The following is a 17,913-nucleotide window of genomic DNA, read 5'->3' as shown; positions in this document are numbered from 1 at the left end:
GCAAGCGCATCGCGCGTAACGAAACGGGCGCGGCATTACTGCCGCGCCCGCCTAATTTCTTTCAAGCCTTCGCGGCTACTTCGTCACGAGGCAGCTTCCGCCGGCGCTCTTGTAGCGCGAGCAAAGGGCATTGGCCTCTTCCCGCGAACCAGCCGGTATCCTGACGCGGTAATAGGTACCCTTGCCGGCAATCTCCGCCTTGCGAATATCCACTCCGCGGCCGCCGATGACGCTCGCGAACTTGGCCGAGAGATTGTTGTAGCTCTTCTGCGCCTCGGCCTCGGAGGGCAGCGAGGCAATCTGGACGACGTAGCTGCCGGCCGGAACGGACGCGGTCGCGAGCGGCGCGGCGGGCTGTGCAGCCGCCGTTTCCGTGGCCGGCTTAGCTTCCGGCGCTGCAGCCGCAGGGGCTTCTGCGGCGGGTTTCGCCGATGGGGTCGGCTCGCTGCCGACGGCCGTCGTCTTGACGCTGCGGACGGGCGCGACCTCGTTCCCGGCCGGCTCACTCGGTGCCGCAAGCGCGACCTTCCCGGCCGGCGCGGCAGGTTCTTCGGCGGTGCGCAGCTCGGCTGCCGCCACCGCGACCGCTGCCTTGCCCTCAGTCCCGGAGGCGCCCGCCTCCGCCGAAGCATCGGCGGGAATGGGCTGAGCAGCAGCCGTAGCCGCGCTGGCGCTTTCGGTCGGCTCGTCACGGGGAACGAGCGTGCCGTCCGGCTTGACGATCATGGTCCGCACCTTGCGCGGCGCCACAGCCGGGGCAGCTTCCTCTTCGGCAGCGGCATTGTCCGCAGATGCATCAGGCGTCAGACGCGCGACTTCTTCCTCTTCCGGCGGAGATACGCCAGGCAAGGCGTCCCCGTTTTCACTGCCTTCAAGCGGCAGGGATTCCGGCGTCAGCGTTCTCTGCACCACGTCCATCGGTTCTTCCGTCGAGGAGACCAGAGCCTCCTGGCGCGGAGCGGTGCCCTGGTCGCCGGCCACCCGGTCGTAGACCGCTTTGTCCTGGTTCGGCACGGTTTTGCCGCCCTTCTGTTCCGGGACGATCTTGACCGGGTCCTTGTCGGCTAGGATGATCCTGGGGCCGTCGCCCGACAGGACAGCACTGCTTCCGCCCATCCAGGCGTAGACGGCGGCGCCGCCGAGGATGATGACACCGGCCACGCTTGCAGCCAGCAGCATCGTGCGCTGCGAGCGGCGGCCATAGCCCTGTTCGGCGAAATCTTCGCTCTCGGCCCGCGGCATCGCCGCCAGCCGCTCGGCGTCCTGCGCGGCGCTGCGGCGCTCCGACATGGAACGCTGGAAGTCCTCTTCCATCGCCTTCTCGAATTCCTCGAAGTCGTCGAGCGACGCGAGCGGCGCGCCGCCATTGCCCGCCGATCCGGCGCGCGCTGCGGGCGCGGCGTCGGCCTGGCTCGAGCGTCCGCTCTTTGCGGCCGGCGCCGGCGTATTGAAGAGCTGTGCCATTTCCGCGTCGATATCGAGGTCGAAATCGCCAGGATAGGAAACCGGTTTCTCTTCGGCTTCCAGCGACGGAAGCTGCGGGACATCGAGATCGGCGATCGGCGCGACGCCGCTTTCCATCTCACCGATCATGGCGGGATCGAAAGGCAGCGGACTTTCCGATGACGTTTCTACGGCCTCGGCAACCCCGGGGGCTTGATCCACTGCTGACACCGGCGCCTGTTCGCGACGCAGTTCCGGCGCGCTCACCGGAGCAAGTGCCTGCAGGAACGGCTGAGCCGCCGGCTCCACCAGCGCAGGATGCCCTGCGACCGGAGGCGCTTCGGCAACTGCCTTCGGCGCGTTCACCGGAGCAAGCGCCTGCAGGAACGGCTGAGCCTCCGGCTCCACCAGCGCAGGATGTCCCACGGCCGGAGGCGCTTCCGCAGCTGCCTTCGGCGCATCGTCTTTCAACAGATCCATGTCCAGCGCAATGTCGGCGAGTTCCAGCTCGAAATCATCGAGATCGAAGCTCGGCTCGGACTCGGCCTGCGGCGCTACGTTTTGCGCGAACTCCGCTTCCCGCACGGCGGGCGCCTCAGGGGCGACGGCCGGAGCCGGCGCCTGCACGGCGGCAGGCGCCGGCATCGGAGTGGCGTAGGCGCGCTGCTGAGATGCACCGGCTGCCGACGCGACGGGCGTCGCGCGGCTGAACATCGGCGTAAAGGGGTAAGTGTTCTTCTTTGCGACAGGCGCGGAAACAGCGGGCGCCGGCTGCGCGGCAACCGATGCGGCCGCAACGGCTGCAGCCGGGACGATCGGTATTATCGGAAAGCGCTCCACATCGGCGAGCAGCCGATCCACGGGCTCGGGAGCCGCCGGTTCGGGCGGCAGGGCCGGCGACACATGCGCAGCAACCGCCTCGGTGACCGCTGCCTCCTGCGGCTGTTCGGGCTCCGCCATATACAGGTAAACCGGTTCCGCGATATGGGCGCGTTCGGCAGCCTTGCCGGCCGCGGCGAGCCTGGAGGCAAGCGGCTCCTGCCAGTCTTCGAATACCGGGAGGTCCGGGGTCTCGGGCTGCTGGACCGGCTGCATGCCGTCGCCAACGGGCGCGGCCTCGGCCGACAGATCTTCATAGCCGAGCGACAGTTCGAGTTCGCGTTCCAGATCGACGGCGGAATCGACGTCCTGCGTCACAAAGACATCCGCCTCGCGATCGCTCGGCACCTGATCTTCTTCTGGAGAAAACGCTACCGGCTCGCCGGAGAGTTCTGCAGCGCGTTCTACGGCCGGCGCCGACGGCTCCATGAGCGGCGCTTGGCTTTCCGGCTCTCGGCTTTCCAGCACAGGCTCAGGCGAGCCCGCCGCAGTCGCGGCCGGATGCTCGACAAGCCCGCTATCGGGGTGGACCGGTGCCGCGCGCGGGGCGTCATAGCTGTCGAATGCGCGCAGCAGCTCGTCTTCGAGATCGAAGGCCGGATCGCGCCGGATCGTCTCCTGGTGTCGCTGCAACTCCTGCAGTTGCTGAACTGCTGGCCGAGCATCGTAACCGACAATGCGGGCAAGTTCGCTCAACGGATCATCATCGGCCAATTTGTCGAATTCTGCCGGCCCGCTTCGTGCGAATTGTTTGTCTGCCATAGTTTCCACTCACAACTGCCTGCGTTGAATTGCCAGCGCATTGTGGGGAAATGGTGACACTACTTACCGCATCTCTTCCGGCGCCGAGGTGCCCGTAACGGACAGACCCGACCTCAATACCGAGGCGACAGCATGCACCAGCCCGAGTCTGGCAATGCTTAATTCTCTGTTCTTATCGTTAACAAAACGTAATTCCGGATTTTCTTTACCTTTGTTCCAGAGAGCGTGGAAGGCTGCAGCAAGATCATACAGGTAAAAAGCGATTCGATGAGGCTCCTGCGAGAGTGCTGCGGCCTCGACGACGCGAGGATATTCTGCGAGCTTGGCGACGAGCTGCAATTCGGCAGGATCGACGATCGCTCCGATAACTGCACCGGCAAGATCGATCGAGGGCAAGTCGAGATCCGGGAAAGCTTCTTTCGCCTGGCGGAACACCGAGCAGCAGCGTGCATGCGCATACTGAACGTAAAAGACCGGGTTGTCCTTCGACTGTTCCGTCACCTTAGCAAAGTCGAAGTCTAGCGGCTCCGAATTCTTCCGGTAGAGCATCATGAACCGGACCGGATCCCGGCCGACTTCATCGACCACGTCCCGCAGCGTCACGAAGTCGCCCGAGCGCTTCGACATCTTCACCGGCTCGCCGTTCCGGTAAAGCTTGACCAGCTGGCACAGCAATACAGTCAGCTTCGCCGTGCCATCGGATATCGCCCGCGCCAAGGCTTCCAGGCGCTTGACGTAGCCGCCGTGGTCGGCCCCGAGGACGTAGATCATCTCGTGGAAGCCTCGGTCGAACTTGTCCTTGAAATAAGCAACGTCGGCGGCGAAGTAAGTATAGCTGCCGTCCGACTTGATGAGCGGCCTGTCGATGTCGTCGCCCACTTCGGTGGAACGGAACAGCGTCTGCTCGCGGTCCTCCCAATCCTCGGGCAATTGGCCCTTCGGCGGCGGCAGCGTGCCCTTGTAGACATGTCCCTTGAAGGTCAGGTCGTTGATCGCGGTGCGAATCCGCGCTGCGCCATTGTCGTGCAGCATCCGTTCGGAGAAGAAGACGTCGTGGTTGACGTTGAGCGCGGCCAGGTCCTCACGGATCATCGCCATCATCGCGTCGATGACGCGCTCCTTGACGAGCGGCATCCACTTGTCTTCCGGCATGATCCTGAGGCTCGTGCCGAATTCGTCGGCAAGCGCCTCGCCGACCTGTACGAGGTAATCGCCGGGGTAAAGCCCCGGCGGTATCTCGCCGATCTCTTCGCCGAGCGCCTGCCGGTAGCGCAGAAAGGCCGAGCGGGCGAGCACGTCGATCTGCGAGCCGGCGTCGTTGATGTAGTATTCCTTGGTGACGTCGTAGCCGGCGAAGGCGAGAAGGTTCGCCAGGGCATCGCCGACGACGGCGCCGCGGCAATGGCCGACATGCATCGGCCCGGTCGGGTTCGCCGAAACATATTCGACGTTCACCTTCCGCCCGGCACCGATAGTGCTGCGTCCGAAATCCGTGCCCGCCCGCACCATCGCCGAAAGAAGCTTCTGCCAATAGGAGACCGACAACCGGACATTGATGAACCCGGGCCCGGCAACGGACACGTCGGCGACCTCCGGATCCTGGCGCAACTTGTCGACGATGAGATCGGCAAGGGCGCGCGGGTTCGTGCCCAGCGACTTTGCGAGGACCATTGCCGCGTTCGTCGCCACGTCACCGTGGCTGAGGTCACGCGGCGGCTCCACATTGACCCGTCCAAAATCGATCTCTGATCGCTTTTCACGAACGATATCAAGCGATTCCAGAATGTTTTTAACTCTTGATTCGAAGTCTGTGAAAAGGTTCATCTGATCCATCCGCTCTTTCCCAGTCCAACTGGAGAATGGCGCAAAACTCAAAAAGGAGGCCGGGTCCGTAGGAACCTGCAGCCTCCGCGCGGCGCGTCACTACCGCAAATCCGGCGTGTGGTCAAACAAGCGCCGATGCACGCTGATCGCGAAGGTATCGGTCATGCCGGCGAGATAGTCTCCCACATGGCGCGCGCGGGCCGGCTCGGCCATCCCGGCGATCTGGTCGATCCAGTAGTGTTCCTTCATCAACAGCGGGTCGGCCATGAACGCCCGATAGAGATCCGTGACGATCGATGCCGCCGCCTGCCGCACGCGCATCACCTCCGGGTGGCGATAGATGCGTGTCATCAGCAGGTTCTTGATCTGCCGGTCGGTCTCGCTCATCTCCTCGGAGAACATGGCGATAACCCTGCCGGCCTTGCGCAGGTCGCTCGCGCTCTCGGGTCGAACTTCGCGCAGACGCGCCTGGGCGACGCCGATGACGTCCTCGACCATTGCGGTGATCTGCCGGCGCATGATCTCGTGGGTGAAGCGGCCATCGTCCAGGCCGGGATAGCGGTCGTGCACGTCGCGCATCAGGCGGGCAAGGAACGGCACCTCCTCCAGCATGTCGAGCGTCAAGTACCCTGCTCGCAATCCATCGTCGATGTCATGGGTATTATAGGCGATATCGTCGGCGATTGCTGCGACCTGGGCTTCGAGGCTTGCGAAACTTGCCAATTCGAGATCATGGACGGCGCAATAATCCAGGATCGGCTGCGGCACCGGTCCGCGGATGCCCTCGCCTTCCGGCGTCATCAGCGGGCCATTGTGCTTGACCAGTCCTTCGAGGCTCTCCCAGGTGAGATTCAGGCCGTCGAATTCCGCGTAGCGGCGCTCGAGCTTGGTGACGATGCGTAGCGACTGCGCATTGTGGTCGAAGCCGCCATAGGGTTTCAGCACCTCATGCAGCGCATCCTCGCCGGTATGGCCGAAGGGCGTATGGCCGAAGTCGTGGACCAGCGCCACCCCCTCGGCCAGGTCCTCGTCGAGCTTCAAGGCCCGAGCCAGGGCGCGGGCGATCTGCGCGACTTCGATCGTGTGCGTCAGCCGGGTGCGGTAGTGATCGCCGTCGGCGGCAATGAACACTTGGGTCTTGTGCTTCAGGCGACGGAAGGCGGTCGTGTGGACGATGCGGTCGCGGTCGCGTTGAAAATCGGAACGCGTCGGACTAGAAGCTTCGGGATAGAGCCGGCCGCGTGATGCCCAGGGATTGGAAGCAAAGATCGCGTGCTCACCATAACCGAAGCCGAGCGCCTGTCTGTCGAATGCCATTTCACACCTGTGATGCGGTCCCATTGACGGGACATTCAAGCCTTCATACCTATAGTATGCGTTGCAGGAAAGCGACGAGGGAATAGCTGATCAATCACCGCTGATCCCGGTGGCTTGCCTCTCGAGCCCAGCAATTGTAGCGCCGGGTTGCAAACGAATCTCTCCGGTTCTTGACCCCGGCAGGAGGCCAGACATGATGCAGGATACAGTGACGCTTTCGGATGCGGCAGCCCGGCGCATCGCCGCCATACTCCAGACCGAGCATGACAAGACGGCAATGCGCGTCTCCGTCGAAGGCGGCGGCTGTTCAGGCTTTTCCTACAAGTTCGACTTGGTGGACAAGGAAAACGACGACGACCTGGTTCTCGAGAAGGGCAATGCGAAAGTGCTGATCGACAGCCTCTCGCTGGTCTATATGGGCGGTTCGGAGATCGACTTCGTCGACAACCTGCTCGGCCAGTCCTTCCAGATCAAGAATCCGAATGCCGTTGCAAGTTGCGGCTGCGGAACAAGCTTCTCCGTCTAGCCTCTTTTCCGATTGCCTCTACAGATAGGGTGAGCCCAGCCAGAGCAGGCGGTTCGCAAGCCGGTTGAGCATGGGCTCGGCTTCAAGGCTCGCGAGCGTCACCTCGGCGGCCATCTCGCGCACAGCGCAGAATTTCTCGCTGATCGCCTGCGCAAAGGCGTCATCGAGAATCTCGAGGTCGAATTCGAAATTCAGCCGCAGGGAGCGCGGATCGAGATTGCTCGATCCGACATAGGCCCAATGGCCGTCGACGACGATCAATTTCGAATGGTTGAAGCTTCCCTTCGCCCGCCACACGCGACAATGGCCTTCGAGCACCTGGTCGAATTGCGCCGTCATGGCGCGGTCCACGAGCGTCAGATTGTTGACCGCCGGCACGATGATGTCAACTTCGACGCCTCGTCGCGCAGCCGTCACCAGCGCGCTGATGAGCTCCCTATCCGGCAGGAAATAGGGCGACATCACCCGGATGTGCCGACGCGCAATCGAGAAGGCGCCCATCAGCATCTTGTGGTTGGTCTCGTTGGTGCTGTCGGGTCCCGAGGGCACGGCGCGCATCAGCACCGACGGCACATCGCCCCGCTCCTCCAGATCCGCCAGCCGCCAGGCTTCGCCCGACAGCAACTCTCCGCTCGAGAATTGCCAGTCTTCGGCCGCCACCTGGAAGATGTCGGCGACGATCGGCCCGGCGACGCGGAAATGCGTGTCGTAGGAAGCGGCGATCCCGGCGACCTCGGTAGTGAAGCCGGCGCGAATGTTCATGCCGCCGGTGAAGGCGACCCCGCCGTCGACGACGACGATCTTCCGGTGGGTCCTGAGATTGGCATAGGGCAGCCGCAGGCCGATGATGATGTTGCCGTTGAAGACGGCCGTCGTGACGCCTCCCTCCTGGAGATAGCCGACGATGCTCGGCACGGAATAGCGGGCGCCGACCGCGTCGATCAGGACCCGCACGCTGACGCCGCGCTTGACTGCGGCGATCAGCGCATCGGCAAAGCGAAGCCCGATCTGGTCGCGATCGAAGATATAGCTTTCGAAGAGGATGCTGCGGCGAGCGCCGGCGATCGCCTCGAGCATTGCCCCATAGACCTCGTCGCCGCCCTCCAGCGTGGTGATGTGGTTCCCGGTCGACATGGAGAAACGTGATACGCGATCGCCGAGAATTTTCATCGCCGCGAATCGCTGCCCGAATCGGACTGCCACGTTTTCATCCGTGACGTCGGAACCGAGAAACGGGTCCGGGCCGCTCGCGCGCAGGAGCGAGCGCTGCAGGCCGATCGAGGATCGGCGAATGCGGTTGATGCCGGCTACCGCATAGATGGCCGCGCCGATGACCGGAGAGAGGAGAACGACGCCGACCCAGCCGGCCGCGGCGCGGACATCGTCCTTCGTCATCGCCGCATGAATGATCGCCGGCACCCCCAGCGCGAAGGACAGGAGCGCCAGGAAATGCGGCCAATAGTTCTCGATGAACGCGATCATGCGCGGGACTATAGACGGACCGAATGAGGAATCAATTCCGCCACCGACGGCTGGATTCCTTCAGCGAACGCGCAAGGAAATGGGCCTCTTAGCGGCAATCCCGCCTCTCGCTGGGGATTTGTCAAAAGAAACCGCAGCCGCTAAAACGACTCGGCGCCAATGCGAGACCACAAAAGAAAGGCAGATGCGGCCCATGAAGATCGCCACCTGGAACATCAACGGCGTCAAGGCGCGGTTCGACGGTCTCGTTTCCTGGCTCAAGGCATCGAACCCGGACATCGCCTGCCTGCAGGAGATCAAGTCGGTCGACGATGCCTTCCCGCGGGAGGAGATCGAGGCGCTCGGCTACCACATCGAAACCTACGGGCAGAAAGGGTTCAACGGCGTGGCGCTGCTTTCCAAGCTGCGGCCGGACGAAGTCAACCGCGGTCTGCCCGGCGACGATTCGGACGAGCAGTCACGCTTCATCGAGGGCGTCTTTTCCGTTGCAGGCGGATCGATTCGCGTCTGCTGCCTCTACCTGCCGAATGGCAATCCGGTCGGCACGGAGAAATATCCCTACAAGCTCGGATGGATGCAGCGGCTCACGTCCTTCGCGAAGGAGAGGCTGCTGCTCGAAGAGCCGCTGATCCTCGCCGGCGACTACAACGTCATTCCCGAGGCCCACGATTGCTGGGACGTGAATGTGTGGCGCAACGACGCGCTGTTCCTGCCCGAGACACGTTCGGCCTTCCGGCGGCTGCGCAATCTCGGCCTCACCGACGCCGTACGCGCGACGACGGATGAAGTGCCGCTCTATTCCTTCTGGGACTATCAGGCCGGCTGCTGGCAGAAGAATTTCGGCATCCGCATCGACCACCTGATGCTGTCGCCCGAGGCCGCCGACAAGCTGGTTTCGACATCGATCGAAAAGCATGTCCGCGCCTGGGAAAAGCCGTCCGACCACGTGCCTGTGGCTGCCGAATTTGCTTTTTGACACTGCAGCGCCGGGCTTCCCGTCCGAAGGCTCATTCCTGTGCTTGTCACAGGAATCCAGCCAGCCCAAGTCTTTGGGCTGAAAAAGTCTCTTCCGCGCCGCGGACGCGCCGCTGCTGGATCCTGCGATCTAAGAAGGCATGCGACAGCTGGAACTACAGGTCCGGCCCGGCCCGCCTATTCGTCGGCCTGCGGATGCATGTTCTGGGCCATGGCGATCGCGACGCGGCGGTCGTCCTCGGTCGCAAGCGAGAAGGCCTGCTCCTGCATGGACTGGAGCCACGGCCTGTCCTTCGGCGAACACTGGTCGAGCGCCGCCGTCATATAGGCGAGGCCGCGCACCGTCTGGCCTTCCTGGAAGATGACGTTTCCGAAGACACCCATGGCACCGGCATGGCCGTTCTTGCGCGCCCGGTTCAGCCATTTCTTGGCCTGCTGAACATTGACGGTGCCGCCCTCGCCCGAAAGCAGCATCCGCGCCAACTGGAACTGCGCTTCGGCGATGCCGAAGGTCGATGCCGCCTGGAAATAGAGCTGCCGCGCCTGCGGCAGGTCCGCCTGGACCGGACTGTCCGGAATGCCGCGGCGGTAATAGCCGGCAAGTGCGATCAGCGCGTTGACGAAATAGCCGGTGTCCTCGGAACCGGGCTCGACGCCTTGCTGGGCGATCTCGCTGTAGATCTTGAACGCTTCGAGATCGTTCTCGGCGACCCCGTCGCCATAGGCATACATGTTGGCAAGCGCCCAGCGCGACCCCGTGTGGCCCTTTTCGGCGGCATAGCGGTAAGCTTCGACCGCCTCGTCCTTGCGACCGCTCTTGTAGGCGGAGAAGCCGAATTTGAAGAGTGCGAACGGACCCGATTCCTTCGTCACGCCCGCGGAGGGATCGAAGGCCCGCGCCGGTCCTGCAGCGGTGGCGCCAACCGCCAGGGACATGCCCAGCACCGCCATTTTCAGCGACTTTAGTTCACCCGCGCGCATCACAATCAGCTTCTTCCGTCCCAGCCGGCTACGCCGACCCAATCACCACGCACATCGACCAGTCCCAGGCCCCGTGCCGCTTTAGCGTTCTGCCCTATCAACGCCCGTCGACTCGTTCGGTTGCCGCGCGCGTCAGCGCCGTCGCGATCGATATCGGCCCGACCACGCGCCAAGCGCCAACTGCTAAGGGATGTCATGGCGGCACACAAACTCAGTTCACCTCAAACGCAAACACGGCACTCGCACGTTTGTCGCTATTATCGCTGCTCCCATTTTGTGGCGGGAAATGGACATATTCGACCCGGGGCGGATACTAGCAAAGCATAGTAATAAATGTGTTGCTGAATCGTCACATTCGCGATTGCTTATAAGAAGTGGCCGAAGTGATCGCTTCTCACAAAAGAAAGGCCCGGCAGAACCGGGCCTTGAGACGCTGATCGATGGAGATCAGAACCTGACTTTTAGCGATGTGGAGATCGCGCCGACGAAGTCGTTGTCGAAATCGTAGGAAACGTCGTCGCCAATCGTTTCACCTTGATAGGTTACCTCCCCCGAGCTACCGCTCGTCATGATCCCGACGACACCAGCGAGGCGAAGTTCAACATTTTCCGTCGGAGCGTACGTTACCCCCGTGCCAACCGTCCAGGTGTCAGTCTGCGCACCATAGCCGTGGCTCGTGCCGCGATCCCAGGTGAGGCTGACCGCGCCGCTCCACTGATCGTTGAACTTATGACCAATGCCGCCGGTAACTGTCCAACCATCGCGATACAGGAGGTCCAGTGTGGTGCACGGTTGCGCAAGCGTGCCGCCTCCGGCAGGGCAGAATTCCAGCACCTGCAACTGGCTCCAATCCGTCCATTTGACCGAGCCGAATGCCAGCCAGCCAGGAGCGATACCCGACTGGACCTTCAGTTCCAACGAGTCCGGCATGGACGCGAAGCCGGATACTTCATAGAAGTTTACAGCGGCAGGACCGCGGACATTGCGGAGGTCGATGGTGCCAGCAAGATTGTCGAGATCGACGGCGCTGTTGTACACGAGGCTTGCTCGCATCGCGTATTCCGGGATTTCATAGGCGACGCCCGTTCGCCAGCCCCAACCGTCGCCCTCGAGGTCCAGCCTGCCGACGCCCGAGAAAGGCACCCCAGTGCCAGTGAAGTCCTGCACGAGCCGTTCTTTGAAGCCGCCGACCTCTTGGTAGAAGGTACCCCCGATAACACGGACAAACCCGGGGCCCATATCCCATTTGTAGGAGCAGGTCGCGGCGTAGTTATCACTTTCGACTTTTGTTTCGATGTTGCTGTTAGCGCCGGCCCAGTTCTGGCCCGGATTGGTGTGAGCGCCCCAAGGCTGCGAGTAGTCCGCCATACAGTCAATACTGTCACCCAAGGCAGCCTTTACACCAATGCGGGGCGCCCAATACCCCTCTGTGTCGTCAGCGGTATTCGGACGAGAGTTAAGGTCACCGCCGCCGAAGCCGGTCCCGGGCGGAGGAAAACCAGTTGTTGTGTCCGTATCAACAACGTTCTTCAACTCTCGCTGCGGACTGACGTAAGTCGCCGTCGCTTCCGCCGCGTAATCCGATGGATCGAACAAGAGATCGATATTGTAACCGCTGCGCTCGAGCCCCCCAGCCTGCGCAGCCGACGCGACGAGCACTCCGGCGACCGCTGCGAGAATGCTCTTCTTCAGTTTATTTCGAGCCATTCAGCTCCTCCCCTGCATTTCAATCAATGCGGCGTTTGACCTCGCGCCGCCGCACTTGGGCTGACTATTCGTCACGATGCCGTGATTGGCAATTCGCGGTCGGAGGGCTAAAGCCGACGAATTCAGTCATCAAATTTACGTAAGAGTTTCATGATTCGGGCATATTCCGGGGAACAAAAAAATTATTACTCACCACCAGTATGATCTTCGCTCATAATAGAAATTTTTTCCAACAATCCAGCAGTGTGTGACGTCACGACAACAACATTGCTTTTTGCAAAACAACCCGCCGGCTGTCCGCGAGAAAACGCCGCTACAAAACCCGCGCGTGTAATTCGGAGCTTGATCGACCAGCGGGGAAATTGATTCGAAGTTGCCTCGATACGAAAAAGTCCGCTGCATTTCTGCCGCGGACTCTCATATCCAAGCTGGCACTGGATTAACCCGCTTCCGACACGCGGCTTAGTGCAACGCCGAGCGAGTCCTTCTGCAGGTTGAGTTCGGCCAAGCGTTCCCGCTCCGCTTCGACCAATTCCGGCTTCGCATTGGCGACGAATTTTTCGTTGGCCAACTTGCCGAGGATCCTCTCGCGCTCGGACTCGACCTTGGCAATTGCCTTCTCGAGGCGCAATTTTTCTGCCGCCAGATCGACGAGGCTGCCGAGCGGCAGGCAGGCCGTCGCCTCGCCGATCACGATCTGTGCGCTGCCACGCGGCGCCACCGCCGCGTGCTCGATGCTCTCCACCCGCGCCAACCGCTTGATCGCCGGGCCGTGCCGGTCGAGCCGCTCGCTCGTCAAACCCTTGGCGCCGACGACGACCAGCGGCGCCATTGCGGCCGGCGGGACGTTCATTTCCGCCCGGACCGAACGAATGCCAGAGACGAGATCGATCAGCCAATTGATTTCGTCCGCGGCGAGATCGTCCGCGTAGAAGGCCGCCGGCCATTCGGCGTGGCAGAGCAGCGTCGCGCGATCGCGCCCCGGACCGCCGGTCTTTTCCCAGAGCTCCTCCGTCATAAAGGGCATGAACGGATGCAAGAGCTTGTAGGTCTCGTCCAGAACGTAGGCGACGCAGGCCTGCGATTCGCGCTTGGCTGTCTCGTCCTCGCCGCCGAAGACCGGCTTCAAAAGTTCGAGATACCAGTCGCAGAACTGGTTCCATATGAAGCGGTAGAGACTTCCCGCCGCGTCATTGAAGCGATATCCCTCGATCGCCTCGGTGACATCGCGAATTGTGCGCGAAAGTTCGGTCAGAATCCAGCGGTTAACCGTCAGCGAGGCGGCTTCCGGGATGAAGCCCTCGCTGCTCGTGGCGCCGTTCATCTCGGCAAACCGCGTGGCGTTCCAGAGCTTGGTGCCGAAGTTGCGATAGCCGGCGATGCGGGCCGGATCGAGCTTCACGTCGCGCCCCTGGGCCGCCATGATCGCCAGCGTGAAGCGCAGCGCATCGGCGCCGTACTCGTCGATCAGTTCGAGCGGGTCGATGACGTTGCCCTTCGACTTCGACATCTTCTGCCCGTTCTTGTCGCGAACCAGCGCGTGGACATAGACGGTGTGGAACGGCTCGACCGGCGTGCCGTCGGCGTCCTTCATGAAATGCAGGCCCATCATCATCATCCGAGCGACCCAGAAGAAGATGATGTCGAAGCCGGTGACCAGGACGTCGGTCTGATAGTATTTTTCGAGCTCCGGCGTCTCACTCGGCCAGCCGAGCGTCGAGAAGGGCCAGAGGGCGGACGAGAACCAGGTGTCGAGCACATCCTCGTCGCGCGTCAGGATTTCGCCCGGTTTGAAGTTTTCAAGCAGGTCCTCGACATAGGCCTTCATAGGTCCTTCATGCGCGATGTAATGCTGAATTGCCGCGTGCAGCGCCTCTTCCTCGGTCTTCTCGACGAAAACCTGGCCGTCCGGACCGTACCAGGCGGGGATCTGGTGGCCCCACCAGAGCTGACGCGAGATGCACCAGGGCTGGATGTTCTCCATCCACTCGAAATAGGTCTTCTCCCAGTTCTTCGGGACGAAGCTCGTGCGGCCTTCCCTGACCGAGGCAATAGCCGGCTTGGCCAGCGTCTTTGCGTCGACATACCATTGTTCGGTAAGGCGCGGCTCGATCGGCACGCCGCCGCGGTCGCCGTGGGGAACCATGTGCTTGTGCGGCTCGATCTTGTCGAGCAGCCCAGCCTCCTCGAAGATCCGAACTATGATGCCTCGAGCCTCGAACCGGTCCTTACCCTCGAGTTGATCCCAGGCGCCATGCAGGGCCGCCGGTTCATCGAGGCCCTCGAGAAAGTCCTCGTTGTTCTTGATGGTGATCCGACCTTCTACGGTCATGATGTTGATCGCTCGAAGTCCCGCGCGCCTGCCGACATCGAAATCGTTGAAATCATGCGCAGGCGTGATCTTAACGGCACCCGTGCCGGCCGTCGGATCGGCATAGCTGTCGGCGACGATCGGGATGCGGCGTCCGACGATGGGCAGGATCACGTGCTTGCCGATCAGCGATTTGTAGCGGGCGTCGTCGGGATTGACCGCGACACCGCTATCGCCGAGCATCGTCTCCGGCCGCGTGGTCGCCACGACCAGGTAGTCCCTCGTTTCCCACTCGGTGGCCCTTCCGTCATCGTCAAACGCGACCGGGTACTCATAGGTCACGCCAGGTTCCAGCGGGTAACGCAGATACCAGAGATGGCCGTTGACCTCATGCTGCTCGACTTCGAGATCCGAAATCGCCGTCAACAACTTCGGGTCCCAATTCACCAACCGCTTATCTCGGTATATGAGGCCCTCCTTATAGAGCGTCACGAAGACTTCGAGGACAGCTTCGGAGAGTCCGTCGTCCATGGTGAAACGCTCGCGCGACCAGTCGCAGGAGGCGCCGAGCCGCTTCAGCTGATTGAAAATCAATCCGCCAGATTCGGCTTTCCATTCCCAGACCTTGTCGATGAAGGCCTCACGTCCCATCTGCCGACGATGCTGTTGGCTCTCCATCAGCTTCCGCTCGACGACCATCTGCGTGGCAATGCCGGCATGGTCCATGCCCGGCTGCCAGAGGACATCCTTGCCGCGCATGCGCTCGAAGCGGACCATGATGTCCTGGAGCGTGTTGTTGAGCGCATGGCCCATGTGCAGGGAGCCGGTGACGTTCGGCGGCGGAATCACGATGCAGAAGGTTTCGGAGTCCGGCTTTGCGCCGGCGCCGGCACGAAACGCGTTTTCATCGTCCCACGTCTTGGCGATACGCGGATCGACGGATGCAGAATCGTAGGTCTTGTCGAGCATTCTTTGACCGATTTTCGAGAGTGATGTCAGGGTTTGTAAACCGGAACGGCCCGTCCAAGTCAACACAAACGGGGAAAAAGCCGCGACGATCACGGCTTTGACCTGTCAACTCAAGGATGTCCCAGCAGCTTTTCTGAAACGGCTCGATGCACCGGAAGGCGCAGAAGCGGTTCCGTCGCCTCCTAGGCGCTCCGCAACGGTTTTAGCGCCGGGGACCGCGCGCGACCCGTTCGATCTCCTCGCGCACCAATCGCTCGACCAGCGTCGGCAAATTGTCGTCGAGCCATTCCTGCAGCATTGGCCGGAGCATCGCCTCGGCGATCTCGTCGAAAGACCGCCGCGGTCCGTGGTCCACCGCGTGGGCCAGATCTTCAAAAGCACGCGCCACCTGTCGGCCGACGGAGGGCGATACGATCGCCCCGGCCTCCTTGTCGCCTCTCTGGGCCACCTCCGGAGCGGAGGAGTGGGCCGGCGCCGGCGGGACGGCCGCCATCGCCACGGGCTCTTCGGCAAGGCTGTGCGGCGACGCGCTTTCGGGCAGCTGCTCGGTAGCGGCCGAGGGCGCTTTCGAAAACGACACACCCGCCATCCGTGATGTGATCAGCGGGCTGTCCACTGCCGATTTTTCCGGCGGACTTCTTTCTGCCAGACTGGGCTGCTCGGGGATCGGGGCCTCCTTGGCAGCGTAATGCGACGCATGCCGTTCGGAGGCCGCACGCACGCGCGCGGCGACGTCGGCGAGCGAAAGGGGCGACGAAGCGGATGCCGTTGCCGTCCCCGCGCCGCCATTGGCCGGCTCGGCGTCCGACAGGGAGATGCGCGACGGGAGGTGGTGTTCGGACGAAGCGAATGCCGCAGCATCGATTTCGGAGTCGATCGTCAGCTCGATCTCGTCGTCCGGGCCGTCCTCGAAGGTTTGCGGTACAGAGGCGCCGGCCAGACCAGGCTCGTTGTTCTCGATGATCTTGCGAATGGATGCCAGGATCTCATCCATCGAAGGTTCTCGTGCGACATTGAGCTGTGCCATTTCAATCCTCGTTTGCTGCGGACAGGCGCGTCTCAGAAGCGGTCCGCGTGCCGATTTCGAACGAACCTTATGTGAGTTCGCGAACGAAACAAATGTCGCGAATCAGCTGAGGAAATTCTTGCACAGATTTGTTTTTTGAAGGAGGTGCCAAGGCTACGAAAGCAAATAACGCGCCGATGGTAGCCCACGGCGCGCCATACTACTTTGCAACATCAGCCCTCTCCTTGAACCGAGGGCGGCTCAAGGAGAACGATGCGGCGGAGACTTTAGCGTCCGTCTACGGTACGCAGGCCGAACCACTTGTCCTTGACGGCTTCATAGTGCTGTTCGGGGCGATATTCGGCGACTTGCAGGCCTTGAACGGCGACGGTCAACTTGCCCATGGCAGCAAGCAGGGCGTAGCTTGCCACGACGGCATCGCGCTGGGCGGCGGCAAGCGATTCCTGCGCATCCAGAACGTCCTGCTGCGCATCGAGCACGTCGAGCGTGGTGCGCTGGCCGACCTTGCGTTCTTCGATGACACCTTCCAAAGCGAGATTCGCGGCCGAGATCTGCGACCTGCTGGCGGTGATCCGGGCAAGCGCGGATTCGAGCTGCGCATGGGCGGAGACAACCGTCTGCTGCACCGAGGCGCGCGCGGAATCGACGAGGATGCGCTGCTGGCCGAGAATTTCCTTCGCCTGGCGAATCTGGCCGTATTCAGCGCCACCCTGGTAGATCGGCACCTCAAGGCGGGCGGTGACACTCGCGGTGGTGTCGTCGAGTCCGCTCGTGCCGGAATTGCCGGTGTTGCGCGTGACCGATCCCTGGAGGACGACGCCTGGCAGCATCGTGCCCTCGGCCGATTTCACCTGGAAACCAGCCGAATCGACATTATACTGCGCTGCAAGGATCTGCGGGTTCTCCCGCAGGCCGGTGGCAACCGCCTGATCCAGAGACCGCGGCATGCCCTTCGTTGCAGGACCGGGCTGGCGGATACCCGTCGGGGCGGCGCCGACGATCTGCACATAGACCGCTTCGCTCTGCTTCAATTGGGCAATCGCGGCGACGAGCAGCGACTGCGCGTTGGCAAGTTCGGCCTCCGCCTGGCTGACGTCGGTCCGCGTGCCCTCGCCCACGTCAAGGCGGGCCTGGGCGGCATTCAACTGTTCGCGGAGGAAGGCGAGGTTCTGACGGCGGATGGAGACGATCTGCTGGTCGCGGGCGATATTCGCGTAGGACTGGGCAGCCGACAGGAGAATCTGGATCTCGTTGGCCTTCAGCGTCTCCCGCCCGGAGAAGACGTCCGACTGCGCCGCCCTGACGTTGTTCAAGGTCTGAAATCCGTCGAAGATCGTCTGAGTGATCGAGATGCCGACCTGCCCGTCATGGAAATCACGGGTCCCGGTTCGCTCCTGATCGACGCGCGTCAGCGTCCCGGTTGCAGAGGCAGAAACCTGCGGGCGATAACCGGACTTGGCGATCGGAACGCCCTCATCCGTGGCCCTGAGGCCGGCGCGAGCGGCATTGAGATCCGGATTGTTCGCATAGGCCTTGGCCATTGCCCCGAAGATCGTCTCAGCGAGCACGGCGTGCGGCGCAAGCAATACACTGGTCGAGACAGCCGCCCACAAGGCTGCTTTGCGGACAATCGACACCATCTTCCCTCCGTTCAGCCGGGCGGCACGCACCCGGCAATTTCCAGCAGACCAAATCCCCACGGGCGGCCTG

The 17,913-nt window shown here is 62.4% G+C and carries 11 protein-coding genes; 2 read left to right on the top strand and 9 right to left on the bottom strand.

Annotated features, from left to right (window positions below; genetic code table 11):
* Positions 1–75: 75 nt before the first annotated feature.
* The 3 genes from NXT3_RS08070 to NXT3_RS08060 form a co-directional block, all read right to left on the bottom strand.
* Positions 76–3,084, bottom strand: coding sequence for an SPOR domain-containing protein (locus NXT3_RS08070; RefSeq protein WP_104839074.1), 3,009 nt, complete (start codon positions 3,082–3,084; stop codon positions 76–78).
* A gap of 63 nt (positions 3,085–3,147) precedes the next feature.
* Positions 3,148–4,908: an arginine--tRNA ligase gene (gene argS, locus NXT3_RS08065; protein ID WP_097526885.1), complete on the bottom strand. Its 1,761-nt coding sequence runs from the start codon at positions 4,906–4,908 to the stop codon at positions 3,148–3,150.
* A gap of 99 nt (positions 4,909–5,007) precedes the next feature.
* Positions 5,008–6,225, bottom strand: a complete 1,218-nt coding sequence (locus tag NXT3_RS08060; protein ID WP_104839073.1) for a deoxyguanosinetriphosphate triphosphohydrolase — start codon at positions 6,223–6,225, stop codon at positions 5,008–5,010.
* Positions 6,226–6,418: 193 nt separating this feature from the next.
* On the opposite strand from NXT3_RS08060, the gene erpA reads away from it, so the two are divergent.
* The gene (erpA, locus tag NXT3_RS08055) at positions 6,419–6,751 is read left to right on the top strand and encodes an iron-sulfur cluster insertion protein ErpA (protein ID WP_037384536.1); all 333 of its coding nucleotides are present in this window, start codon (positions 6,419–6,421) and stop codon (positions 6,749–6,751) included.
* 18 nt (positions 6,752–6,769) lie between these two features.
* On the opposite strand, the gene NXT3_RS08050 is transcribed toward erpA, so the two are convergent.
* Complete coding sequence (locus tag NXT3_RS08050) at positions 6,770–8,233, bottom strand: phospholipase D-like domain-containing protein (protein WP_097538489.1); 1,464 nt, start codon at positions 8,231–8,233, stop codon at positions 6,770–6,772.
* A gap of 193 nt (positions 8,234–8,426) precedes the next feature.
* Here NXT3_RS08050 and xth point away from each other — a divergent pair, with 193 nt between their 5' ends.
* Complete coding sequence (gene xth, locus NXT3_RS08045; RefSeq protein WP_104839072.1) at positions 8,427–9,209, top strand: exodeoxyribonuclease III; 783 nt, start codon at positions 8,427–8,429, stop codon at positions 9,207–9,209.
* A 176-nt stretch (positions 9,210–9,385) separates the two neighbouring features.
* Here xth and exoR read toward each other — a convergent pair whose 3' ends face one another.
* The 5 genes from exoR to tolC form a co-directional block, all read right to left on the bottom strand.
* Entirely contained in the window at positions 9,386–10,189 is an 804-nt protein-coding gene (gene exoR / locus NXT3_RS08040) for an exopolysaccharide production regulator ExoR (RefSeq protein WP_037422955.1), read from the bottom strand.
* A 447-nt stretch (positions 10,190–10,636) separates the two neighbouring features.
* A complete protein-coding gene (locus NXT3_RS08035) occupies positions 10,637–11,896 on the bottom strand; it encodes an OmpP1/FadL family transporter (protein ID WP_037422958.1) in 1,260 nt (419 codons plus the stop codon).
* A 439-nt stretch (positions 11,897–12,335) separates the two neighbouring features.
* Positions 12,336–15,176, bottom strand: a complete 2,841-nt coding sequence (locus NXT3_RS08030) for a valine--tRNA ligase (protein ID WP_104839071.1) — start codon at positions 15,174–15,176, stop codon at positions 12,336–12,338.
* A gap of 202 nt (positions 15,177–15,378) precedes the next feature.
* Positions 15,379–16,203 carry a PopZ family protein gene (locus NXT3_RS08025; protein WP_104839070.1) on the bottom strand — a complete coding sequence of 275 codons (825 nt, stop codon included), beginning with the start codon at positions 16,201–16,203 and terminating at the stop codon, positions 15,379–15,381.
* Between the two features lie 266 nt (positions 16,204–16,469).
* Entirely contained in the window at positions 16,470–17,843 is a 1,374-nt protein-coding gene (tolC, locus tag NXT3_RS08020; protein WP_104839069.1) for an outer membrane channel protein TolC, read from the bottom strand.
* Between the last annotated feature and the right edge of the window lie 70 nt (positions 17,844–17,913).

This window comes from Sinorhizobium fredii (genome assembly GCF_002944405.1).
In the GTDB taxonomy this organism is placed as follows: Bacteria; Pseudomonadota; Alphaproteobacteria; order Rhizobiales; family Rhizobiaceae; genus Sinorhizobium; species Sinorhizobium fredii_C.
The sequence above is the reverse complement of the archived record's forward strand: the minus strand, read 5'-3'. Positions and strand labels throughout refer to the sequence as shown.